Origin of the sequence: Kaistella faecalis (assembly GCF_019195395.1) — a bacterium.
GTDB lineage: Bacteria > Bacteroidota > Bacteroidia > Flavobacteriales > Weeksellaceae > Kaistella > Kaistella faecalis.
In genome coordinates, this window is sequence record NZ_CP078067.1 from 593,432 (window position 1) to 615,727 (window position 22,296).

The 22,296-nt window shown below is 41.4% G+C and carries 24 protein-coding genes; 23 read left to right on the top strand and 1 reads right to left on the bottom strand.

Annotated features, from left to right (window positions below):
* The gene (locus KTV93_RS02810; RefSeq protein WP_218249816.1) at window positions 1–708 is read right to left on the bottom strand and encodes a zinc metallopeptidase; all 708 of its coding nucleotides are present in this window, start codon (window positions 706–708) and stop codon (window positions 1–3) included.
* A gap of 108 nt (window positions 709–816) precedes the next feature.
* Here KTV93_RS02810 and KTV93_RS02815 point away from each other — a divergent pair, with 108 nt between their 5' ends.
* The 23 genes from KTV93_RS02815 (at window position 817) to KTV93_RS02925 (ending at window position 22,184) form a co-directional block, all read left to right on the top strand.
* Window positions 817–1,944 (top strand): GNAT family N-acetyltransferase, encoded by a 1,128-nt coding sequence (locus KTV93_RS02815; protein ID WP_218249817.1) that lies wholly within the window; start codon window positions 817–819, stop codon window positions 1,942–1,944.
* A 33-nt stretch (window positions 1,945–1,977) separates the two neighbouring features.
* On the top strand, window positions 1,978–2,166 hold the full coding sequence (locus KTV93_RS02820) for a hypothetical protein (RefSeq protein WP_218249818.1): 189 nt from the start codon (window positions 1,978–1,980) through the stop codon (window positions 2,164–2,166).
* A 106-nt stretch (window positions 2,167–2,272) separates the two neighbouring features.
* On the top strand, window positions 2,273–2,644 hold the full coding sequence (locus KTV93_RS02825; RefSeq protein ID WP_218249819.1) for an NADH-quinone oxidoreductase subunit A: 372 nt from the start codon (window positions 2,273–2,275) through the stop codon (window positions 2,642–2,644).
* Between the two features lie 38 nt (window positions 2,645–2,682).
* Window positions 2,683–3,240: an NADH-quinone oxidoreductase subunit B gene (locus tag KTV93_RS02830; protein ID WP_218249820.1), complete on the top strand. Its 558-nt coding sequence runs from the start codon at window positions 2,683–2,685 to the stop codon at window positions 3,238–3,240.
* 6 nt (window positions 3,241–3,246) lie between these two features.
* Window positions 3,247–3,741: an NADH-quinone oxidoreductase subunit C gene (locus tag KTV93_RS02835; protein WP_218249821.1), complete on the top strand. Its 495-nt coding sequence runs from the start codon at window positions 3,247–3,249 to the stop codon at window positions 3,739–3,741.
* Window positions 3,742–3,762: 21 nt separating this feature from the next.
* Window positions 3,763–4,986: an NADH-quinone oxidoreductase subunit D gene (locus KTV93_RS02840; protein ID WP_218249822.1), complete on the top strand. Its 1,224-nt coding sequence runs from the start codon at window positions 3,763–3,765 to the stop codon at window positions 4,984–4,986.
* 100 nt (window positions 4,987–5,086) lie between these two features.
* Entirely contained in the window at window positions 5,087–5,596 is a 510-nt protein-coding gene (locus tag KTV93_RS02845) for an NADH-quinone oxidoreductase subunit NuoE family protein (RefSeq protein ID WP_218249823.1), read from the top strand.
* 12 nt (window positions 5,597–5,608) lie between these two features.
* Window positions 5,609–6,964 (top strand): NADH-quinone oxidoreductase subunit NuoF, encoded by a 1,356-nt coding sequence (gene nuoF, locus KTV93_RS02850; RefSeq protein WP_218249824.1) that lies wholly within the window; start codon window positions 5,609–5,611, stop codon window positions 6,962–6,964.
* 1 nt (window position 6,965) lies between these two features.
* Window positions 6,966–7,826: a hypothetical protein gene (locus KTV93_RS02855; RefSeq protein ID WP_218249825.1), complete on the top strand. Its 861-nt coding sequence runs from the start codon at window positions 6,966–6,968 to the stop codon at window positions 7,824–7,826.
* A 26-nt stretch (window positions 7,827–7,852) separates the two neighbouring features.
* A complete protein-coding gene (locus KTV93_RS02860) occupies window positions 7,853–8,854 on the top strand; it encodes an NADH-quinone oxidoreductase subunit G (RefSeq protein ID WP_218249826.1) in 1,002 nt (333 codons plus the stop codon).
* A gap of 65 nt (window positions 8,855–8,919) precedes the next feature.
* A complete protein-coding gene (nuoH, locus tag KTV93_RS02865) occupies window positions 8,920–9,981 on the top strand; it encodes an NADH-quinone oxidoreductase subunit NuoH (RefSeq protein ID WP_218249827.1) in 1,062 nt (353 codons plus the stop codon).
* Window positions 9,982–10,034: 53 nt separating this feature from the next.
* Window positions 10,035–10,583 (top strand): NuoI/complex I 23 kDa subunit family protein, encoded by a 549-nt coding sequence (locus KTV93_RS02870; protein WP_218249828.1) that lies wholly within the window; start codon window positions 10,035–10,037, stop codon window positions 10,581–10,583.
* On the top strand, window positions 10,584–11,078 hold the full coding sequence (locus KTV93_RS02875) for an NADH-quinone oxidoreductase subunit J family protein (RefSeq protein ID WP_218249829.1): 495 nt from the start codon (window positions 10,584–10,586) through the stop codon (window positions 11,076–11,078).
* Window positions 11,079–11,082: 4 nt separating this feature from the next.
* Window positions 11,083–11,412 carry an NADH-quinone oxidoreductase subunit NuoK gene (gene nuoK, locus KTV93_RS02880; RefSeq protein ID WP_218249830.1) on the top strand — a complete coding sequence of 110 codons (330 nt, stop codon included), beginning with the start codon at window positions 11,083–11,085 and terminating at the stop codon, window positions 11,410–11,412.
* A gap of 6 nt (window positions 11,413–11,418) precedes the next feature.
* Complete coding sequence (gene nuoL, locus KTV93_RS02885) at window positions 11,419–13,314, top strand: NADH-quinone oxidoreductase subunit L (RefSeq protein ID WP_218249831.1); 1,896 nt, start codon at window positions 11,419–11,421, stop codon at window positions 13,312–13,314.
* 3 nt (window positions 13,315–13,317) lie between these two features.
* Window positions 13,318–14,811 (top strand): complex I subunit 4 family protein, encoded by a 1,494-nt coding sequence (locus KTV93_RS02890; RefSeq protein WP_218249832.1) that lies wholly within the window; start codon window positions 13,318–13,320, stop codon window positions 14,809–14,811.
* A gap of 75 nt (window positions 14,812–14,886) precedes the next feature.
* Entirely contained in the window at window positions 14,887–16,266 is a 1,380-nt protein-coding gene (locus KTV93_RS02895; RefSeq protein WP_218249833.1) for an NADH-quinone oxidoreductase subunit N, read from the top strand.
* Between the two features lie 125 nt (window positions 16,267–16,391).
* The gene (locus KTV93_RS02900; RefSeq protein ID WP_218249834.1) at window positions 16,392–16,991 is read left to right on the top strand and encodes a TetR/AcrR family transcriptional regulator; all 600 of its coding nucleotides are present in this window, start codon (window positions 16,392–16,394) and stop codon (window positions 16,989–16,991) included.
* Window positions 16,992–17,023: 32 nt separating this feature from the next.
* The gene (locus tag KTV93_RS02905; protein WP_218249835.1) at window positions 17,024–18,283 is read left to right on the top strand and encodes a TolC family protein; all 1,260 of its coding nucleotides are present in this window, start codon (window positions 17,024–17,026) and stop codon (window positions 18,281–18,283) included.
* A gap of 27 nt (window positions 18,284–18,310) precedes the next feature.
* Window positions 18,311–19,285 carry an HlyD family secretion protein gene (locus KTV93_RS02910; protein WP_218249836.1) on the top strand — a complete coding sequence of 325 codons (975 nt, stop codon included), beginning with the start codon at window positions 18,311–18,313 and terminating at the stop codon, window positions 19,283–19,285.
* A gap of 111 nt (window positions 19,286–19,396) precedes the next feature.
* Window positions 19,397–20,320, top strand: coding sequence for an ABC transporter ATP-binding protein (locus tag KTV93_RS02915; RefSeq protein ID WP_218249837.1), 924 nt, complete (start codon window positions 19,397–19,399; stop codon window positions 20,318–20,320).
* 1 nt (window position 20,321) lies between these two features.
* Window positions 20,322–21,074, top strand: coding sequence for an ABC transporter ATP-binding protein (locus KTV93_RS02920; protein ID WP_218249838.1), 753 nt, complete (start codon window positions 20,322–20,324; stop codon window positions 21,072–21,074).
* A 9-nt stretch (window positions 21,075–21,083) separates the two neighbouring features.
* Window positions 21,084–22,184 carry an ABC transporter permease gene (locus tag KTV93_RS02925; protein ID WP_218249839.1) on the top strand — a complete coding sequence of 367 codons (1,101 nt, stop codon included), beginning with the start codon at window positions 21,084–21,086 and terminating at the stop codon, window positions 22,182–22,184.
* The last annotated feature ends 112 nt before the right edge of the window (window positions 22,185–22,296 follow it).

The window sequence follows — 22,296 nt, forward strand, 5'->3', positions numbered from 1 at the left end:
TTAATCTCTTCTTCCCATCAGCATCGAAGCCCAGTAAAGAAGCTGTGCCAATGATCCGAGTGCCGCAACCAGATAAGTTCTTGCCGCCCAGGTTAAGGAATCTTTTACTCCTACAAATTCTTCAGACGTTACCGTTCCGGTATCTTTAAGCCATTTCATTGCTCTGTTACTTGCATCGTACTCTACCGGTAAAGTTACAAAAGCAAAAAGCGTGGTAAGCGCAAACATAGCTACACCAATTGCCAATACGGTGGTATTTCCGTTCGGATTATCAATGGTCTGAGTCGCACTCATCAACACAATGCCGGCAATCAATACAAACTGCATAAGATTTGAACTTATACTTACCAGCGGAACCAGTTTAGAACGAAGCTGAAGCATAGAATAACCTACAGCGTGCTGCACAGCGTGGCCACATTCGTGAGCCGCTACTGCCGCTGCTGCCGCATTTCTCTGCATGTATACCCCTTCCGAAAGATTTACCGTTTTATTCGCCGGATTATAATGATCTGTAAGCTGTCCCGGTACTGATATTACCTGTACATCATGAATTCCGTTGTCTCTCAGCATCTTTTCGGCCACTTCCTTTCCGGACATTCCGTTTCTTAAATGAACCTGCGAATAGTGTTCGAATTTAGATTTCAGTCTTGCTGAAACCAGCCAACTTACAAGCATCGAAAGCCCAATAATTACATAATAACCTGTCATTTTTAATTTTATTTATCTCTGTTTAAACCGTATTTGAAAAGTAAAAAACGTGCCAAAGTTTTTATATTTGTTTTAATCATTTATCTTTGTTTTTTCAAACAAATAAAGATGCCTGCAACCGTAATAAATGAAGTAAGAACAGCTCAGGAATTAAAAAAGTTCATCAGTTTCCCGATGGAACTTTACAAAAATAACAAAAATTACGTCCCCCCCTTACTCAACGATGAAAAAAACATCTGGAATCCTGCCGAAAATCCAGCGTTAGACTATTCTGAAGCCAGGCAGTTTCTTGCCGAAAAAAACGGAAAAGTGGTAGGCAGAATTGCGGTGATGATTAACCGGAAAGAAGAAAAAGAACTCGGTATCAGCAAGGTGCGTTTCGGTTGGCTGGATTTTATCGATGATGCTGAAGTCTCCAAACTTCTCATTGATACTGCCATCAATTTCGCCAAAGAAAAAGGCATAAAAAAAATCGAAGGCCCGATGGGTTTCACAAATCTGGACAAATCCGGAATGCTGACGATGGGTTTCGATAAAATTGCCACCATGATTGGTCTTTACAATTTTGAGTATTATCCAAAGCACATGGAGAAACTGGGTTTGGTAAAGGAAAAAGAATGGGTGGAATTTGAAATGAATTTTCCGACTGTATTGCCGGAAAAAGTAGACAAATTCAGCACGCTGATTGCGCAGAAATATAAACTTAATGTCATAGACTTTAAGAACAAAAAGCAAATACTGCCTCTGGTAGAACCGATGTTCAAACTCCTGGACCAGACTTACAACTCACTCTCTACCTACACTCCGATTTCCGAAGAGCAGATAAAAACCTACCGCGAAAAATATTTCCCTTTCATCGATAAGAATTATGTGATCTGTGTGGAAGACGAAAATCATGATCTCGTGGCTTTTGCCATTACCATGCCCTCCTATTCTAAGGCTTTACAAAAATCCAGGGGAAAACTATTGCCATTCGGATGGTGGCATTTTCTGCAGGCGGGCAAGAAAAACGACCGTGCCAATTTCTATCTCATCGGCATCCATCCGGAGTACCAGCGCCGCGGTGTTACCGCCATTATTTTTAAGGAAATCTTTTTGCGCTTCAACAAAATGGGAATCAAGTTTGCGGAAACCAACCCGGAACTCGAGGAAAACAAAAGCGTGCAGGTGCTCTGGCAGGATTACAACCCCGTGAATCACAAAAGAAGAAGAACATATTCTTTGGAAATTGAGTAAATCACATCAAAGATTCATATTTCAACTATTTTTATGAAAAAACAACTTTACGTCTACCTGGTTCTGATTCTGGCATTTATTGTCTACAATCAGTTTTTTCAGGTGCAGGACGAACGCACGAACAGCCTGATTAACATCCTTTTCGCAAGCTTTCTTTTTTTATACATTGGGTACATTGCTTATGTCGTGTTAAAACGTCTTAAAAAAAGCAGTAAAAAGTAGTTTACATAGGCAAAAGATTATAATGATATATTTCAGATTTAAAGGTTTTTATTTTTTCCATAATACATAATTCCTTAAATTTGCTGATTCAGAAAACAATGTAGGCATGAATATTCCAGAAAACTATCTACCCATTATCATTCAGTTCGCTGTTGGTTTTGGTTTCGTATTACTGTGTATTTTAGGAACCCATTTTTTAGGACCTAAACAGAAAGCAACTTCTACCAAAAAAAATGAAAGTTTTGAGTGCGGTATTGACGTTGAAGGCAATGCCCGTACACCTTTTTCCGTAAAATATTTTCTTACCGCTGTTCTGTTTGTACTTTTCGATATCGAAATAGTATTCTTCTATCCGTATGCGGTAAACATCCGCGAATTTGGGGTTGAAGGATTTTTTGCGGTACTTACCTTTATTTCCGTGTTTTTCGTGGCATTTATCTATGTCTGGAAGCGCGGCGCACTCGATTGGGATAAGTAAGCCTTTTCGTATTTAATTAACACTTAAAGAAAACAAAAATGTCAGATAACAAACCAATAATAAGAATGGATGCTGAACCACCTGAAGGTTTTGAGGGCGAAGGATTTTTCGCTACCAAACTCAGCAGTGTGATCGGCATGGCACGTAAATTTTCGCTGTGGCCGCTACCTTTTGCAACTTCATGTTGTGGTATTGAGTTTATGGCCGTACTGAACCCAACCTACGACGCATCACGTTTCGGAATGGAAAGAAACTCTTTCTCTCCAAGACAGGCAGATATGCTCATGGTTTGCGGAACCATCTCTAAAAAATTAGGTCCTGTCCTTAAGCAGGTTTATACCCAAATGGCAGAGCCAAAATGGGTTATTGCCGTAGGCGCCTGTGCATCAAGCGGCGGTATTTTCGATACCTACTCTGTACTTCAGGGAATTGATAAAATCATTCCTGTAGATGTATATGTTCCCGGCTGTCCGCCAAGACCGGAACAGATTATTGAAGGCGTTATGCAGGTTCAGGCTCTTTGCGAAGGCGAAAGTATCAGAAGAAGAGATCTGCCTGAATATAAAAATTTACTAGAATCCTACGGTATAAATTAATTGGAAATGACAAACGAATTTGTTTTAGAAGCAATTACAAGAGAATTTCCGGATTCAGTAATCTCACATTCCGAGCCGTACGATTTTCTTACTCTAGAAATCAAAAAAGAAGACATCAAAAAGGTAATTCATTACCTGCGTGATTCTTCTCTTGAAATACAATTCCTTACCGATATCTGCGGTATCCACTATCCCGAAAATCCTGAAAAAGAAATCGGCGTCATCTACCATCTTCATAATTTGATGACGAACTTCAGAATCCGCCTAAAAGTATTTATGCCGAAGGAAAATGCTGAAGTAGATTCTATGACAGACCTCTACGCCGGTGCAAACTGGATGGAAAGAGAAACTTTCGAATTCTACGGGGTTAAATTTAAAGGTCATCCGGATCTTCGTGTAATCCTGAATATGGAAGATATCGATTATCATCCGATGCTGAAGGAATACCGACTCGAAGACGGTACCAGAACAGATAAAGATGATAAAATGTTCGGAAGATAATCTTATATCAACGGAAAAATTATGAAAGACAACGCGCTATCAAATATACTCAGCCAAAACGATTCAAAAGAAAATATCGACGGGCAGCTGTATACGCTTAACCTTGGGCCTACTCACCCCGCGACTCACGGTATTTTCCAGAATGTGCTTACCATGGATGGGGAAAGAATTCTGCATTCAGAACAAACGATTGGTTACATTCACCGTGCTTTCGAAAAGATTTCTGAAAGAAGAAACTTTGCACAGATCACGACCCTTACCGACAGGATGAACTACTGCTCTGCCCCGATTAATAACATCGGTTGGCACATGACCGTTGAAAAACTCATCGGCTGCGAAGTTCCCAAACGTGTAGATTACATGAGGATTATCATGATGGAAATGGCGAGAATTGCTGACCACATGGTATGTAACGGAGTAATTGCGATGGATGCCGGTGCTATTACAGGCTTAACTTATCTCTTCCAGGAAAGAGAAAAAATATATGAAATGTATGAGCAGATTTGTGGCGCCCGAATGACCACAAATATGGGACGGATCGGAGGTTTCGAAAGAGATTTCAGTCCGAAATTCCATGAAATGCTTCAGACATGGTTAAAGAAATTCCCTAAAATCTGGGGTGAATTCTGTGCTTTGAACGAGAGAAACAGAATTTTTATGGACAGAACGATCAAGGCCGGCCCTATCTCTGCAGAACGTGCGCTGAGCTATGGATTTACAGGTCCTAACCTTCGTGCAGCGGGTGTTGATTACGACGTTCGTGTTGCCAGTCCATATTCGTCTTATGAAGATTTCGATTTCATCATTCCTGTAGGAACCGCCGGTGATACGTATGACCGTTTCATGGTTCGCCAGCAGGAAGTTTGGGAAAGTTTGAAAATCATTGAACAAGCCTATAAAAATCTTCCGGAAGGACCATTCCATGCGGATGTTCCGGAATTTTACCTTCCTGAAAAAGCTGATGTTTACAATAAAATGGAAGCCCTCATCTACCACTTCAAAATTGTGATGGGCGAAACCGAAGTTCCGAAAGGCGAAGTTTACCACGCGGTAGAAGGCGGTAACGGTGAATTAGGTTTCTATTTGGTAAGCGATGGCGGCAGGTCTCCTTACCGACTGCACTTCAGAAGACCTTGCTTTATTTACTATCAGGCTTATCCGGAAATGATCAAAGGCGGAATGATTTCCGACGCGATTGTTACCATGTGTAGTATGAACGTAATCGCAGGGGAACTCGACGCTTAAAACTGTAAAAAGGTACGATGTTTAACGCAGCGTACTTGATAAATAAATAGATAATAAATACACTGTACGTGGTACAATGTACATTTTACAACAAAATAAAATGAGCGAAACTATTGCTTTTAAACCAGAATCCTTAGAACAGGTTCATAAAATTATCGCAAGATATCCTGAAGGGAAGCAAAAATCTGCCCTTATTCCCGTGCTGCATATTGCACAGAAAGAATTTGGAGGCTGGCTTGATGTTCCTGTAATGGATTACGTTGCGCAGATCTTAAACATTAAACCGATTGAAGTGTATGAGGTTGCCACCTTCTACACCATGTTCAACATGAAACCTGTCGGTAAATATGTACTGGAAGTTTGCCAAACCGGACCGTGTATGCTGAACGGAAGCGACGGGATTTTAAGTCACATCCGCGAAACGCTGAACATTAAAAACGGAGAAACTACTGCCGACGGACTTTTCACGCTGAAACCGGCGGAATGTCTTGGCGCTTGCGGCTACGCACCGATGATGCAGCTTGGCAAATTTTATCATGAACATTTAACAAAAGAAAAAGTAGATGAAATCCTGGAACTTTGCAGACAGGGAGCCATTGCTTTGGATTAATTTTAATAGAAAATGAGTAAAAAACTTTTACTTAAAGACGCGCATGTTGAAGGAATCCGTTTTTACGATGTTTACCGTAAACAAGGCGGTTACGAAGCGGTAGAAAAAGCCCTGAAAATGTCGACGGACGAGATTATTGAAGAAGTGAAAACTTCAGGTCTTCGTGGTCGTGGCGGTGCCGGTTTCCCAACAGGAATGAAATGGAGCTTTCTGGCAAAACCAGAAGGAGTCCCAAGATATTTGGTCGTGAATGCTGATGAATCCGAACCGGGAACGTTCAAAGACCGTTATTTAATGGAATTCATTCCCCATCTTCTGATTGAAGGAATGATTATTTCTTCTTACGCATTGGGCGCAAATACTTCTTATATCTACATCCGTGGCGAATATTCATGGATTCCTGATATTTTGGAAGAAGCCATTGAAGAAGCAAAAAAAGCAGGCTTTTTAGGTAAAAATATTTTGGGCAGCGGTTACGATCTCGAAATCTACGTTCACCGTGGCGCCGGAGCTTATATCTGTGGTGAAGAAACTGCACTTCTGGAATCTCTGGAAGGCAAAAGAGGAAATCCACGTCTGAAACCGCCTTTCCCGGCTGTAAAAGGACTTTGGGAATCACCAACCGTAGTTAATAATGTTGAAACGATCGCAGCAGTTGTTCCGATCATCAATATTACCGGAGCGGAATATGCTAAAATCGGCGTAGGCCGTTCTACGGGAACAAAACTGATTTCTGCCTGCGGAAACATTAACAAACCTGGTGTTTACGAAATCGACATGACGATTACCGTTGAGGAATTCATTTATTCTGATGAATATTGTGGCGGAATTCCGAACGGTAAAAAACTGAAAGCCTGTATTCCTGGCGGAAGTTCCGTACCAATCGTTCCTGCTAATTTATTGCTGAAAACGATTAACGGAGAGCCAAGATACATGAACTACGAATCATTGGCTGATGGTGGTTTTGCAACCGGAACCATGATGGGTTCAGGAGGATTTATCGTTCTGGATGAAGACCAGTGCGTAGTGAAACATACCATGAGTTTAGCACATTTCTATGCTCACGAAAGCTGCGGCCAGTGTACTCCTTGCCGCGAAGGTACACCGTGGATGTATAAAATTCTGAAAAAAATAGATTCCGGAAACGGAACTTTAGCTGATATCGATTTGCTTTGGGATGTTCAGAGAAAAATCGAAGGAAATACGATTTGTCCGCTTGGCGATGCCGCTGCGTGGCCGGTTGCAGCAGCAATCCGTCATTTCCGCGACGAGTTCGAGTGGCATATTGATAACCCGGAAGCTTTAACAAGAAATTACGGATTGGCAAATTATGCAGACCCAATCCCTGTAGCTGCGAAAGCAGAGTAAGATGAAGAAGATCTTTAAAATTTTTGCATTCCTGTTTTTAGGACTGAATTTCAGTGTTGCACAGCAGACAGATTCAACGCAGGCGATATCCGATGACTTCGACTTCAGTATTAAACCGATGTCAAAGAAAGGGCAGGTGTTTATTTTCTGGGGCTGGAACAGAGCAGGATTTACCAATTCTGATATTCATTTTGAAGGAAACGGTTACAATTTCACGCTCGAGAATGTAGTGGCACACGACAGACCGAGTGATGTAAGTTGGGCTTATGTAGATCCAGGACAGATGTCGACGCCGCAGTTTAATTTCCGGTTAGGATATTTCATCAAGGATAATTTGGCGCTCGTAGTGGGAACAGATCACATGAAATATGTGATGGATCAGGAACAGACGGTGCGATTCATAGGAAATATTTCCGATCCGGTGTATGCAGCGATGGTTCAGAACGGTGAAGTTGATCTTAGGGATTCAAATTTCCTGACCTTTGAACATACCGACGGGCTGAACTATGTAAATGCAGGTTTAGAAAAATACAAACCGTTACTGAGCAGAGAGAAAATAGATATCATGTGGAGCTACGGCGCCGGAGCAGGAGTTCTTTTCCCGAAAAGTAATATAAAACTTTTTGGTAACGAAAGAAGCGACCGTTTTCATGTTGCAGGTTTCGGTCTCGATGCAAGAGCAAATATTAACGTAATCCTGTGGAAACACTGGATGGCAAGAATAGAAGGAAAAGTAGGATATATCAATATGCCCGATATAAAAACTACTTTAAACAATAAACCCGATAAGGCGTCGCAGGATTTCTTTTTCGGACAGGTAAATTTCGGGATCGGATATACCTTCGATACCCACAAAATTTAATTAATTCATTTTTGAATTCATCTATAATGAGCGAAGAAATTAAAAAATTTAAGATCACGATCGACGGACAGACCACTGAGGTCTTGCCCGGAACTTCTATTCTTGAAGCAGCCAGACAAATCGGCGGTAAATCTGTACCCCCGGCAATGTGTTATTATAAACCCCTGGAATCAAGCGGCGGAAGATGCAGAACGTGTTTGGTTGAAGTATCGAAAGGTTCTGATGCAGATTCCCGACCGATGCCAAAATTGGTAGCAAGCTGCAGAACCGGCGTGATGGACGGTATGGAAGTGAAAAACCTTACCTCAGAAAAAACCCAGGAAGCCCGCAAAGCTGTTACTGAATTTCTTTTGGTAAATCACCCGTTGGATTGCCCGGTTTGTGACCAGGCCGGCGAATGCCACCTTCAGGATTTAGGCTATGAACACGGTGTGGAAGCGACCAGAACAGAATTTGAAAGAAGAACTTTCGAACCAGAAGATATCGGTCCCTACATCAAACTTCATATGAACAGATGTATTTTGTGTGCACGATGCGTTTTGGTAGCCAATCAGCTGACCGAAAAACGCGAACACGGAATACTATTCAGAGGAGAACATGCTGAAATTTCAACGAATCTGAATAAAGCTCTGGACAATGATTTTATCGGAAACGTAATTGACGTTTGTCCGGTAGGAGCTTTAACCGACAGAACCGCACGTTTTGCCAGCAGAGTTTGGTTTACAAAACCGGTGAATGCTAGTTGTAAATGCGCAAAATGTTCCGGGAAAGCAGTTCTGTGGATGAAAGGCGAAGAAATCATCAGAGTTACAGCCAGAAAAGACCAGTACGACGAAGTTCAGGAATGGATCTGCAACGAGTGCCGTTTCGAAAAGAAAAATCTAAGCGACTGGACGATCGAAGGACCGAGACATATCGACAGACATTCGGTGATCTCGCTGAACCACTACGAAAAACCTAAAAACATGATTAATCTTTTGAACAATCCGGATGCAAAAGAAATCAGTGAAAAAGACGAAATAATTTAATTTGATAATGAGTGAATTTAAATTTTGATTCAGAATCGATCTTTAAATCTCAAATGATATAACTTATGGAATTAATTACCTTTAAAATCATTTTAGTTCTGGTGCTTTTTGCAGTTTCCATGGCTGTTGCAGCCTACTCCACCTGGGGCGAACGAAAAGTGGCGGCAGCATTACAGGACAGAATCGGGCCAAACAGAGCTGGACCTTTCGGAATATTGCAGCCGCTGGCTGATGGTGGTAAACTCTTCTTCAAAGAAGGATTTGTACCCCAGAATGCCGATAAATTCCTTTTCTATTTAGGACCTGGGATCACCATGTTCGTATCCCTGATTACGGGAGCGGTAATCCCGTGGGGAAAATCGCTGAACATTGGCGGAACTTCTTTTGATGTTCAGGTAGCCAATATCGATGTTGGTGTTCTTTATCTTATCGGTATGGTTTCCATCGGAGTTTACGGAATGATGATCGGAGGTTGGGCATCCAACAACAAATATTCACTTATTGGTGCCATCCGTGCTTCATCTCAGATGATTTCTTATGAATTGGCGATGGGTCTTTCTCTTCTTGCGATTATTTTAATGGCCGGAAGTCTGGATCTTCATTACATCACCTCTTCACAGGGAACCGGAAAGATCTGGGGCTTTATCCCTGCTGACGGAATGAACTGGAACATCTTCTATCAGCCATTTGCATTTATTATCTTCTTTGTCGCTGCTCTGGCAGAGACCAACCGTCACCCTTTCGATTTGCCTGAATGTGAATCTGAGCTCGTAAACGGGTATATGACTGAATACTCATCGATGAACTTCGGGCAGTATATGTTCGGGGAATATGTGAATATGTTTATTTCGAATGCATTGATCGCTACCCTGTTCTTCGGAGGTTTCAACTACCCGGGAATTAACTGGGTTTCTGAAAACTGGGGCGAGAATATCGCAGGAATTTTAAGTATTGCAGCCATGCTGTTTAAAGTGATTATCGGAATTTTAATCTTTATGTGGATCCGCTGGACGATCCCAAGATTCAGATACGACCAGCTGATGCATTTGGGCTGGAAAACTTTAATTCCGTTAGCCTTGGTTAACCTTGTGATCACCGCTGCTGTAATTACTTTTTTTAGCCTATAAATCGTAAAAGTTGTCATGCTGAAGCTTAAGGCCGAAGCGAAAACAAAATCAATATGAAACTGACAAACAGATCTAAAGTAGTCTCGAATAAAGAGATGACCTTTATGGAAAGAATATACCTCCCGGAAATTATGAAGGGAATGGCGATTACTCTGAAGCACGCTTTGGCTGGACCGAAGGGCAAAGTTTATTCTTACCCCGAAGTAGAAAAACCAAGAGCAAAAGTCTGGCGTGGTTTACATGTACTGAAACGTGACGAAGAAGGACGCGAAAGATGTACTGCATGCGGACTTTGTGCCGTTGCCTGTCCTGCAGAAGCCATAACCATGACCGCCGCTGAAAGAACCAAAGAAGAAAAGGATCTTTACCGTGAAGAAAAATATGCAGCGGTGTACGAAATCAATATGCTGCGTTGTATTTTCTGCGGAATGTGCGAAGAAGCCTGCCCGAAATCTGCAGTTTACCTTACAGACCGTTTGGTAGATGTAGAAACCAACCGCGGAAGTTTTGTGTACGGAAAAGATAAACTGGTTGAAAAAATCAATGAGAGAATTGATATCACTGCCAGACAGAGCGAATTACAAAAAAAATCGGTAAAATAAATGGAACAGATCATCTTTTTCTTTGTGGCATTTCTTGCCATTATAAGTGCAGCCTATTTTGTGTTTGCCCGAAACCCGCTCTACTCCATTCTTTCGCTGATTGTTACTTTCTTTTCAATCGCTGCGATGTATGTTCTGCTTAATGCACAATTCCTTGGAATCGTTCAGGTCATCGTATACGCAGGAGCAATTATGGTTCTTTTCCTTTACATCTTAATGATGCTTAACCTGAATAAAGGCGACGAAAGTAAAAAGCAGAATATCACCAAGTTTATCGGTGTTTTTGCAGCAGGAATACTTTTGATAGGTATTCTCGGCGCTTTCAAAGGACTGAACGCAACCACTTTCGGTGGCGACGCAGACTCATCTATCGGGTTGACCAAAAACCTCGGAAGATTATTGTTTAACGAATATGTATTGCCTTTCGAACTGGCTTCCATCCTTATTCTTGCGGGAATCGTGGGTGCTGTACTGATCGGTAAAAAAGATTTATAGTATTATGGGAGAAATAAATTCATTTATACAGACCGTACCCCTCGAGTATTTTATTATTCTGAGTTCGGTGCTGTTCTGTCTGGGAGTTTTGGGAGTTTTAATCCGCAAGAACGCCATCATTATTTTGGGATGTGTTGAATTGATGCTGAATTCTGTAAATCTTCTGCTGGCTGCATTTTCAAGCTATAAAGGCGACGGTAACGGACAGATCCTGGTATTTTTTATCATGGTGGTTGCCGCGGCAGAAGTTGCCATCGGATTAGCGATTATCGCAATGATGTATCGTAACACGAAATCGGTAGACATCAGTATTTTTAATAAATTAAGAGGATAATATAGGATGGAAAATTTAGTTTACGCAATTATACTTTTACCCTTATTCGGATTTCTGATCAACGGTCTTTTCGGGAAAAGTCTGCCGAAAATGGTGGTAGGGAGTATCGCAACGCTGGTGGTTTTTGCCTCTTTCTGTATTGCTGTCAGTTTATTTTTAAATTTTGATGCTGAGTCGCAGCCGGTTATTGTCCGGGCTTTCGAATGGTTTAGGGTTAACGGAATTCAGGTGAATTTCAGTTTCCAGATCGATCAGTTATCATTAATGATGATTATGATCGTTACCGGAATCGGATCGCTGATTCACCTCTACTCGATTGGTTACATGAGCCACGACAAAGGTTTCTATAAATTTTTCGCTTACCTGAATTTATTCATCTTCTCGATGTTGCTTTTGGTTATGGGAAGTAATTATCTTATCCTCTTCATCGGCTGGGAAGGTGTTGGTTTATGTTCTTATTTACTCATTGGTTTCTGGTATACTAACAAGGAATATGGTGCAGCGGCAAGAAAGGCTTTCATCATGAACAGAATTGGTGACCTTGGAATGATTATCGGGATCTTAATGATCGCCTATCAGACCAACGCTGTTGATTTCCTTTCTGTAGCACAGAATTCTTCAAAATTTGAATTAGATTCACCTGTAATCATCTTTATTACGGCAAGTTTATTCATCGGAGCTATGGGAAAATCAGCGCAGGTTCCTTTATTTACCTGGCTTCCGGATGCGATGGCGGGCCCTACACCGGTTTCAGCGTTAATCCACGCCGCAACCATGGTAACTGCAGGTATTTATTTGGTAGTAAGATCCAATTTCCTTTTTTCGCTTGCACCTACAACCATGGACGGAATCCTTTTCATCGGGCTTCTTACCGCTTTGGTTGCAGCATTTATCGGTCTCAGACAAAATGATATTAAAAAAGTTTTAGCCTACTCCACTGTTTCGCAATTAGGATTTATGTTCGTTGCACTTGGAGTTGGCGCTTATACTACCGCAATGTTCCACTTAATGACGCATGCTTTCTTTAAAGCTTTGCTGTTCTTAGGTTCAGGTTCCGTAATCCATGCGATGAGCGGCGAACAGGACATGAGATTCATGGGCGGTTTAAAGAAAAAAATTCCAATTACGCACATTACTTTCCTTATCGGGACACTGGCTATTTCAGGATTCCCGTTCCTTTCAGGGATGATTTCAAAAGATGAAATCCTTGTAAGTGTATATGGCAAAAGTCCGGCACTTTGGGTAATTCTGTTCTTAGTTGCGACATTGACGGCGATTTATATGTTCAGAGCGTATTATCTGACTTTCCACGGCGAGTTCAGAGGAACTGAAGAACAGAAACATCACGTGCATGAAAGTCCGTCTAACATGACGATTCCTTTGATCGTTCTGGCTGTATTAACGGTAGTTGGCGGTTTCATCAATCTTCCGCACTTCATCGGGCATGGCGAATATGCAAAACTTGGCCAATGGCTTCAGTCCATTTATGTTTACGATCTCGAGCTTCCGGAAGTGAATTTCGCAACAGAAATGATCCTTCTTGCATTAACTGTTCTGATGTTCTTTACCGTTTGGTTTGTTGTGAAAAACATTTACGTCAACAAGAAAAAAATGGCATTGCCAGATGAAAAATATACCGGCTGGGAAAGACTTTCTAACAGAAAACTCTTCCTGGATGAACTGAATAATGCAACCTTCGTGAGGTTTATTGAAGGTTTAGGTGTTGGTGGAAATATGTTCGATAAAGGCGTGCTGAACCGTTTTGTAGATTTCATCGGAAGCGGCGCTGAAGATTCAGGAAGAGCAGCAAAAAAACTCCAGAACGGAAACGTGGAGAATTACGTGCTCATTATGTCTCTGGCTATCGGAATTATTTTAATTGTTAACTTTATATTACAATAGTAAATGTCGTATCTATTATTAACATTGTTACTATTACCTCTCGTAGGTTCTGCAGTGGTGTTCGCGTGGAAAAACCCCGCAAGTAAGTTTTTGGCATTGGGATTTGCATTTGCACAGATGTTTCTCTCATTTTATATGCTTGCAAATTTCGATCACACCGTTACGGTGGACGGAGTGCTGCAGTATGAGATCAATTACCCATGGTCACAGTTTATCAAGAGTAACCTGCACTTTGGGATTGATGGGATGAGCATGCTGCTGTTGCTGCTGACCAATATTTTAACGCCAATCATCATTCTGTCTTCCTTCAATGAAAAACCTGGTTACAGAAACACCTTCTACGGACTTATTCTTTTGATGCAGTTCGGTCTGATTGGTGTTTTCACTTCGCTTGACGGACTTTTGTTCTATATTTTCTGGGAAGTAACTTTAATCCCAATTTGGTTGATCGCGGGAATCTGGGGTCAGGAAAACAAAAAAATCGCATTTACGACCAAGTTCTTCGTTTATACTTTCGTTGGATCACTGTTCATGCTGATCGGTTTGATTTATGTCTACACCCATTCCGCATCTTTTGCGCTTACCGACCTTTACAATGCCAACCTGAACGCATCTGAGCAGACCGTCATTTTCTGGTTCATCTTCTTTGCTTTTGCGGTGAAGTTACCGATATTTCCTTTCCATTCCTGGCAGCCGGATACTTATACCTATTCTCCGACACAAGGATCTATGCTTCTTTCGGGAATCATGCTGAAAATGGCTGTGTACGGACTTTTAAGATATCTGTTACCAATCACACCAGATCCTATCCTTGGAATTTCGGGACAGATTGTTTTGGTTCTCGCAATCATCGGAATTGTGCACGGAGCCTTAATTGCTATCATTCAGAACGATTCAAAACGCCTGATCGCTTATTCATCATTATCCCACGTAGGTTTAATGGTGGCGGGAATTATGGCTTCAGCAATTCTTACCGTAAATGGCACTTTAATGATTGAAGGCGGCGAAGGAGCGCTGGTACAGGCTTTCGCTCACGGAATTAATGTTGTGGGGCTGTTTTACTGTGCAGACATTCTTTATAAAAGATTCAAAACAAGAGATATCCGGCAAATGGGTGGATTAGCAAAAGCTGCTCCGAAGTTTGCCGTCCTATTCATTATCATTATTCTTGGATCGGTAGGACTTCCGTTGACCAACGGATTTATCGGTGAATTCATTCTGATAAAATCTATTTTCGATTACAGCAAACTCGCGGCAATATTCGCAGGGCTCACGTTGATTTTCTCTGCGGTTTATCTTTTAAGATTCTACGGAAAAGCAATGTTCGGCGAAGGTGATGACCGCGTTTTAGCTTCAGCTGAAGATCTTTCAGGAGTTGAATTTTCTGTGCTGACAAGTTTGGCAGTTTTTGTAATTGTTTTGGGAGTATTTCCGCAGCCGATTATTGAAATGGTCAACAGCTCGCTGAAGTTTATCTTCTCATCGATGATGAACTAAAAAAAGAATTTTAAAAAATTAAATAGAGAGAAAGGAACCTCAGATCTCGAATTTCAAATCTCAAATCTAAACTAAATGAGCGTTTTAATCATCATATTCCTAACCGCAATCGCAGCATTATTTGCAGGGGTTTTTGAAAAAGGAAAATTTTCAAGATACATCAGTATTATTGGGCTTCTGGTTGCATTTTATGTGAGTTTTTTACCAGAAGCAGAATTCTTTAACCAATACAAACACATGTTCGAATATACCGTGAACGCGGCATTATTCACCAAGATTGCGATTGTCATCACGATTCTGCTTTTCTTTCTGGGAGGTTTTTCGTTCAGCAATCACCGCAGCCACCAATCAGAGTTATATGCGCTGATGCTTTTCTCGCTTTGTGGCGGGGTTGTACTCTTCGGATTCCAGAATTTGGTAACCTTATTTTTAGGAGTTGAAATTCTTTCTATTCCGCTGTATGTATTGGCTGGAAGTAATAAAACCGATTTACGATCTAACGAGGCTTCCATCAAATATTTCCTGATGGGTGCTTTTGCAACAGGATTCTTACTTTTCGGAATCGCATTGGTTTACGGTAGCGCGGGAACTTTCGATCTTTACAAAATCCATGAGTTCTCCATGGAAAACTCTAAGGATTTCATGTTTGCAGCAGGAGCGGTTTTAATGTTGGTTGCGCTTGCTTTTAAAGTATCTATGGCACCTTTCCACATGTGGAGCCCGGATGTTTACCAAGGTTCGCCTTCACTCATCACCGCATTTATGATGTCGGTAGTGAAAATATCCGCTTTCTTCGCTTTCTTTAAAGTCATGACAATCGGATTCCAGGGAATCACAGGAGAATGGATCAATATTCTTGGCGTTCTGATCATCATCACACTTTTCTTAGCCAACGTAATGGGCCTTGCACAAAGCAATGCGAAAAGAATGCTTGCCTACTCTTCTGTATCACACGTAGGCTATCTTGCTCTAATTTTCTTCGGATTAAATAATCTTTCTGCATACAATCTTGCTTTTTACCTGTTCGCGTATTCACTGGCAACTGTTGGAGTGATGATGTGTCTGATCTGGGTTGAAAAGCTGAAGCGCGAAACATCGTACAACGCTTTTAAAGGATTAGCACAATCTGAACCCATTATCGCAGTAGCGGCAGCGGTAGGTATGCTTTCTATGGCGGGAATTCCGTTGACAGCAGGTTTCATGGGGAAATTCTCCATCTTCGCGCAGGCGATTGAAACAACACCGTTCCTGGTTTTGGTTGCAGTATTGGGTTCAGCAATATCGATCGCTTATTATTTAAGATTAATTATGGTCATGTTCTTCCCGAAAGAAAGCAGTTTTAATACTTCTGAGCGGGTTCCGCTGACCTATAATATTGTTGCAGTATTTATTATTATTGCACTTTTAGCGCTTGGAATCTTCCCCGATCTGTTTGCGAGACAATTTGGTTTATAGCAATTTATAAAAAATAATATTCAAACGCAATTCTAAGGGGTTGCGTTTTTTTTTGATTAAAAAATGAGTTTAATCATTTGATTAAATCAAAAATTTAATTCTATCTTTGTACAAATAATTTTATAATGTATCCGAAAAAAGATATTTCGACCGAAGAAAAAATACTTATTTCAGCCTCTAAAGTTTTTACCGAAAAAGGCTTTTCAGGAACGCGGACGCGGGATATCGCAGAAGAAGCAGGAATTAATCTGGCGCTGCTGAATTACTATTTCCGAAGCAAGGAAAAACTTTTCGAACAGGTGATGAAAGTAAAAATAGTTCTCCTCTTCGGAAAAATAATTCCCATTATCACCAATGAAAAATCCACCCTCGAAGAAAAAATTGACCTGGCGAGCGAAAAATATTTCGAAATTCTGTCTAAAAATCCCAATCTCCCTCTTTTTATTCTCAGCGAAATTCAGAAAAAACCGTCCAATATTACCGCGCTTATTCCCGTGGACAAAGTTCTTAAAACTTCAGTATTGCTAAGACAGATCGAAGAGAAAAAACCGGGACTAAATGCTTTTCATTTCATTGTTAATTTTCTTAGTATGACGGCATTTCCCTTTATCGCAAAACCAATTTTGAAGAATTTCAACATCCTGAATGATGAGGAATTTCAGCAGTTCGTGGAAGAAAGAAAAACTTTAGTACCGGTTTGGATCAAAATGATTCTGAACAGTTAATGATCCCTGACTTTTCATTTAAAATCAACAGAATGAAAATTTTAAAATCCCTGATAACACTAACGTTCCTGCTGAATCTTTCTCTGAATGCCCAGCAAACAATTACTTTGGACGAATGTCAGCAACTCGCCAAAGCGAACTATCCGCTCATCAAAAGAAGCCCCCTCATCGAAAAAACCAGAGATTATACGGTGGAGAATGCATCCAAAGGCTGGCTCCCGCACATCAATGTGACCGGTCAGGCGACCTATCAGAATGAAGTTACGCAACTGCCGATCAACATTCCAAATATGTCGGTGGAACCGCTGAGCAAAGACCAGTACAAAATCTACGCAGATATTCAACAGACGGTTTACGACGGCGGTATGATTTCCAACCAAAAGAAAATAGCTCAGATTCAGTCAGAAACAGAAGTCCAGAAAAATGAAGTGGAACTCAACAAACTGGAAGAAAGAATAAATCAAATTTACTTCGGAATTCTGCAAAGTCAGGAACAGCTGCAGCAAACTGATTTAACGAAAAACGACCTTGAAAATGGTTTGAAAAAAGCGGAAGCCCAGTTTCAGTACGGCACCATTCTGAGAAGTCAGGTTGATGTTTTGAAAGCACAAATCATCAGCCTCGAACAGCGAAAGATTGAACTTCAGTCGTTGCGGAAAAACTTCATCAACATGCTTGCGGTTTTCATCAAAAAAAATATTGATGAACAGACTGTATTCCAAAAACCGGAAAAGCTTTTACTTACTGAAGCAAACAATCGTGCTGAACTCCGTGTTTTTGATCTGCAGCAAAAGATTCTGGAAACACAAAAAGAAATCATTGAGTCTAAAAACCTACCCAAACTGGGAGCGTTTTTTCAGGGAGGCTATGGCAAACCCGGTTTCAATATGCTCAGAAATGAATTTGATCTCTTCTATATTGGCGGAATCCGGCTTCAGATTCCCATCACCGGATTTTATACAAAGAAAAACGAACTCTCGTTGCTTGATAACCAACAACAGGATCTTGAAATACAAAGAGAAAACTTCCTGTTTAATCAGAATTTTTCCAACATTCAGAACAACGGGGATTTAGAGAAACTTCAGAAACTGATAGATAAAGACAACGAACTGATCGCGCTGCGTCAAAGCATTAAAAAAGCCAGTCTTGCCCAACTTGAAAACGGCGTGATTACCACCAGCGATTACCTGCGCGAAGTAAATGCAGAGGAACAGGCAAGGATAGAAAAGATCCTTCACGAAACGCAGTATCTCTTAACACAGTACAATCTGAAAGCACAACTGAGTCAATAAAAATTATTTAAACCGAAATCTCCTCCGATGAAAAAATATTTTCTATTTGCAGCCGTTCTTGCCCTTTTTTCCTGCAAAAATTCAGATCAGGATTACGATGCTTCAGGAACTTTCGAAGCTGATGAAATCATGGTTACCGCCAAAGCCAATGGAACTATTCTTCGACTCGATGTCGAAGAAGGCCAAGAACTGGCGATCCATGAAAAAGTGGGTGAAATTGATCCCAAAAACTTAGAACTTCAGAAAGAGCAGGTTATCGCTAGCATTGAAGCCCTTGACCAAAAGACCAATTCGCCAGTTCCGCAGATTCAGGTCCTTCAGACTCAGGTTTCCGCACAGTCTGCGACTATTTCCGTGTTACAGGAACAGCTTGATAATGCAGTAAGAGAACGAAACAGAACAGCAAATTTAGTTGCCAAAGATGCCGCCACCAGAAAACAGCTCGATGATGCCAACGGACAGGTTAAAGTCCTTCAAAAACAAATCTCAGCAGCTCAAAGTCAGCTCAATATCCTTCAGCAGCAAATCTCAACCGCAAAAGACAATGTATCGATACAGAACCGGGCTGTTTTAAGTGAAAGAAAACCTACGCTGAAAAAAGTGGAACAGATTGACGAGCTGCTAAAAAACAATACCATTGAAAGCCCAATTGCCGGAATGGTTTTGACAAAATACATGAATGAAGGCGAATTTGCCATAACCGGAAAACCTGTCTTTAAAATGGCGGGCTTAGATCTGATGATTTTAAAAACGTTTATCACCGGAGATCAGTTACCGCAGGTGAAAACTGGGCAAACGGTAAAAGTTTATATCGATCAGGGAGACAGTAAAACCAAAGAGTTTCCGGGAACCATTTACTGGATCAGCTCCAAAGCCGAGTTCACTCCAAAAACCATACAGACGAAAAACGAAAGAGCGAATCTGGTTTATGCGACGAAAATTCACGTAAAAAATGACGGTTTCCTGAAAATCGGAATGTATGGCGATGTGAAGTTTAAATAAGTTGAAAATGGACAGTTGAAAGTTGAACGTGAAGTTCGAAATAAGATTTCTGATCCCAACAATTCAAATGTCAATCCTCAACTGTCAACCGTCAACTCTCAACTAACAAAAATGAAATCCATCCAGGTCAATAATCTCAGTAAAACCTACGGAAAAGGAAAAGCAAAAATCCTGGCGGTGGATGATGTGAGCTTTGAGGTCAGTCATGGTGAAATTTTCGGACTGATTGGTCCGGACGGCGCGGGGAAAACTTCTATTTTCAGAATGCTGACTACACTACTTCTGCCCGATTCCGGTTCGGCTTCGGTTGAAAATTTTGATATGGTGAAAGAGTATAAAAAAATCAGACAGATCCTTGGTTATATGCCCGGAAAATTCTCGCTCTATCAGGATTTGACCGTTGAAGAAAACTTAAATTTTTTCGCGAGTGTTTTTAACACAACTATTGAAGAAAATTATGATTTAATCAAAGATATTTATATTCAGATCGAACCTTTCAAAGACCGTAAAGCCGGCGCCTTATCGGGCGGAATGAAGCAAAAGCTTGCACTGTGCTGCGCCTTAATTCACCAGCCGAAGATTTTATTTCTGGACGAACCCACCACTGGAGTCGATCCCGTTTCAAGGAAAGAATTCTGGGAAATGCTCCGCCGGCTCAAAAAAAAGGGCATCACAATGGTCGTTGCCACGCCGTATATGGATGAAGCGGCGCTTTGCGACCAGATCGCGCTCATTCAGCACGGCAAAATACTTTCCATCGACAGCCCTGAAAATATCAGCAGTACTTTTCCGGATCTGCTGTTCGAGGTGAAAGCCGGCAGAACTTCTGCAGTTCTGCGTGCGCTGGAAAATTACAGTCAGAAAAAAAATGTGTACGCCTATGGGGAATTTGTGCATCTGACCATTGACCCAAATGAAAATTTCAGCAGCTCAGCAGTTCAGGAATATTTAAAAAGTGCTGGCTTCAGCAATATTGAAATCAATCCTGTAAAAGCCAGCATTGAGGACAGTTTCATCCGCTTATTATCCCATTAAAATGAATTCTGAAAATCCAAATACCGCAATTAAAGCTGAAAACATCACGAAGGTTTTCGGAGATTTCACTGCCGTGGACCACGTCAGTTTTGAGGTGAAGAAAGGCGAAATATTCGGTTTCCTGGGCGCAAACGGTGCCGGTAAAACGACAGCGATGCGGATGTTCTGCGGACTTTCGGTTCCCAGTTCAGGAACAGCAACGGTCGCAGGTTTTGATGTGTATAAGGAAACGGAAAAAATCAAGAAAAGCATTGGTTATATGAGCCAGAAATTTTCTCTGTACGGCAACTTAACCGTGAAAGAAAATTTGGAATTCTTCGGCGGCATCTACGGAATTCCACGAAAAACACTCAAGGAAAAAAGCACAGAACTCCTGCGAAAACTGGATTTGGAATTAGAAAAAAACAAACTGGTTTCGGAACTCCCTTTGGGGTGGAAACAGAAACTCGCCTTCTCCGTCGCCATCTTTCATGATCCGCAGATTGTGTTTTTAGATGAACCTACGGGCGGCGTAGATCCTGTAACGCGGCGGCAGTTCTGGAACATGATTTACGAAGCTTCGGACCGCGGAATTACGGTTTTTGTGACGACGCATTATATGGATGAAGCCGAATACTGCGACCGCGTTTCTATTATGGTGGACGGAAAAATTGCGGCTTTGGATACGCCCGCTAATCTGAAAAAACACTTCAGCTCAAAAAATATGGATGAAGTTTTTTATGAACTTGCCCGAGGCGCAAAACGCTCTGAATAACAACGAAAAATGAAACAGCTCATCACTTTTGTCCGAAAAGAATTCTTACACGTGCTGCGTGATAAAAGGACTTTGCTCATTCTTTTCGGAATGCCTGTGGTGCAGATCCTGCTTTTTGGCTTTGCTTTAAGCACTGAAGTTAAAAACACCAAAATCGCGGTTTTGAATCAGGACAAGACGCAAGCCTCGGCTGACCTCATTTCTAAAATTGACGCCAACCAATACTTTGATTTTGAGCGGAATCTGAAATCCATTCACGAAGCGGAGGAGGCTTTCAAAAGCGGAAAAATAAAAATGATCCTCGTTATTCCTGCGGATTTTTCCCACAACATCGTCACCGGTAAAAAAGCACAACTCCAGCTTATTACCGACGGAGCCGACCTCAACTTAGCCAATCAGATCTATAATTTCATGTCGAACATTATTGCGGATTATTATGGACAGCAAACCCTAAAGCCACGTCTGGGCATTCAGCCGGAAATCCGCATGCTCTACAATCCACAACTGAAAGGCGCTCCCAATTTTGTTCCGGGGGTGATGGCGTTTATTCTGCTCATCATCTGTGTTCTGATGACCGCGATCGCAATAGTGCGGGAAAAAGAAACCGGCACCATGGAAGTACTTTTGGTTTCGCCCATGAAACCTTACGTCATTATCCTTGCCAAGGCAATTCCGTACTTCATTCTATCGGTAATCATCCTAATTTCTATCCTGATATTAAGTGTTTCTGTACTCGATTTACCGATCAGAGGAAATGTGTTTTTACTTTTTGCGATCAGCATTATTTTCATCATCACGAATCTTTTAATAGGAATCGTAATTTCAATTCTGACGGATACCCAACAAACCGCCATGCTGATTTCGCTGATCGGAACCATGCTGCCCACACTCATGCTAAGCGGTTTCATGTTCCCGGTGGAAAATATGCCGGTTCCCTTACAAATGGTCGGCAACGTGATTCCTGCGAAATGGTATTACGAAATTGTAAAAAATATCATGATCAAAGGAACCGGACTGGAAGTGATCTGGAAACACATATTGGTACTTCTGGGAATGATGTGCGTGCTTTTCATCATCGCCGTGAAGAAATTTAAAATACGTTTAGAATGATCAGGGCAGCTTTTTCCGCCTTCCGCTCCCGCTTTTTTAATTGGTGGCTTCGGCTCCGCTCAGTCCCCAATTAAAAAGAGCTCCGCTCAAGTCGGGCTGCAGGTTTCGGCCT

What these genes read in the sequence shown, in the direction of transcription:
- KTV93_RS02910 (WP_218249836.1), top strand. Translation starts at nt 18,311, where the DNA reads ATGAAAAAATATTTTCTATTTGCAGCCGTTCTTGCCCTTTTTTCCTGC.
- KTV93_RS02825 (WP_218249819.1), top strand. Translation starts at nt 2,273, where the DNA reads ATGAATATTCCAGAAAACTATCTACCCATTATCATTCAGTTCGCTGTT.
- nuoF (WP_218249824.1), top strand. Translation starts at nt 5,609, where the DNA reads ATGAGTAAAAAACTTTTACTTAAAGACGCGCATGTTGAAGGAATCCGT.
- KTV93_RS02915 (WP_218249837.1), top strand. Translation starts at nt 19,397, where the DNA reads ATGAAATCCATCCAGGTCAATAATCTCAGTAAAACCTACGGAAAAGGA.
- KTV93_RS02870 (WP_218249828.1), top strand. Translation starts at nt 10,035, where the DNA reads ATGAAACTGACAAACAGATCTAAAGTAGTCTCGAATAAAGAGATGACC.
- KTV93_RS02820 (WP_218249818.1), top strand. Translation starts at nt 1,978, where the DNA reads ATGAAAAAACAACTTTACGTCTACCTGGTTCTGATTCTGGCATTTATT.
- nuoK (WP_218249830.1), top strand. Translation starts at nt 11,083, where the DNA reads ATGGGAGAAATAAATTCATTTATACAGACCGTACCCCTCGAGTATTTT.
- nuoH (WP_218249827.1), top strand. Translation starts at nt 8,920, where the DNA reads ATGGAATTAATTACCTTTAAAATCATTTTAGTTCTGGTGCTTTTTGCA.
- KTV93_RS02830 (WP_218249820.1), top strand. Translation starts at nt 2,683, where the DNA reads ATGTCAGATAACAAACCAATAATAAGAATGGATGCTGAACCACCTGAA.
- KTV93_RS02845 (WP_218249823.1), top strand. Translation starts at nt 5,087, where the DNA reads ATGAGCGAAACTATTGCTTTTAAACCAGAATCCTTAGAACAGGTTCAT.
- KTV93_RS02840 (WP_218249822.1), top strand. Translation starts at nt 3,763, where the DNA reads ATGAAAGACAACGCGCTATCAAATATACTCAGCCAAAACGATTCAAAA.
- KTV93_RS02855 (WP_218249825.1), top strand. Translation starts at nt 6,966, where the DNA reads ATGAAGAAGATCTTTAAAATTTTTGCATTCCTGTTTTTAGGACTGAAT.
- KTV93_RS02875 (WP_218249829.1), top strand. Translation starts at nt 10,584, where the DNA reads ATGGAACAGATCATCTTTTTCTTTGTGGCATTTCTTGCCATTATAAGT.
- KTV93_RS02810 (WP_218249816.1), bottom strand. Translation starts at nt 708, where the DNA reads ATGACAGGTTATTATGTAATTATTGGGCTTTCGATGCTTGTAAGTTGG.
- KTV93_RS02860 (WP_218249826.1), top strand. Translation starts at nt 7,853, where the DNA reads ATGAGCGAAGAAATTAAAAAATTTAAGATCACGATCGACGGACAGACC.
- KTV93_RS02895 (WP_218249833.1), top strand. Translation starts at nt 14,887, where the DNA reads ATGAGCGTTTTAATCATCATATTCCTAACCGCAATCGCAGCATTATTT.
- KTV93_RS02835 (WP_218249821.1), top strand. Translation starts at nt 3,247, where the DNA reads ATGACAAACGAATTTGTTTTAGAAGCAATTACAAGAGAATTTCCGGAT.
- KTV93_RS02815 (WP_218249817.1), top strand. Translation starts at nt 817, where the DNA reads ATGCCTGCAACCGTAATAAATGAAGTAAGAACAGCTCAGGAATTAAAA.
- KTV93_RS02925 (WP_218249839.1), top strand. Translation starts at nt 21,084, where the DNA reads ATGAAACAGCTCATCACTTTTGTCCGAAAAGAATTCTTACACGTGCTG.
- nuoL (WP_218249831.1), top strand. Translation starts at nt 11,419, where the DNA reads ATGGAAAATTTAGTTTACGCAATTATACTTTTACCCTTATTCGGATTT.
- KTV93_RS02890 (WP_218249832.1), top strand. Translation starts at nt 13,318, where the DNA reads ATGTCGTATCTATTATTAACATTGTTACTATTACCTCTCGTAGGTTCT.
- KTV93_RS02920 (WP_218249838.1), top strand. Translation starts at nt 20,322, where the DNA reads ATGAATTCTGAAAATCCAAATACCGCAATTAAAGCTGAAAACATCACG.
- KTV93_RS02905 (WP_218249835.1), top strand. Translation starts at nt 17,024, where the DNA reads ATGAAAATTTTAAAATCCCTGATAACACTAACGTTCCTGCTGAATCTT.
- KTV93_RS02900 (WP_218249834.1), top strand. Translation starts at nt 16,392, where the DNA reads ATGTATCCGAAAAAAGATATTTCGACCGAAGAAAAAATACTTATTTCA.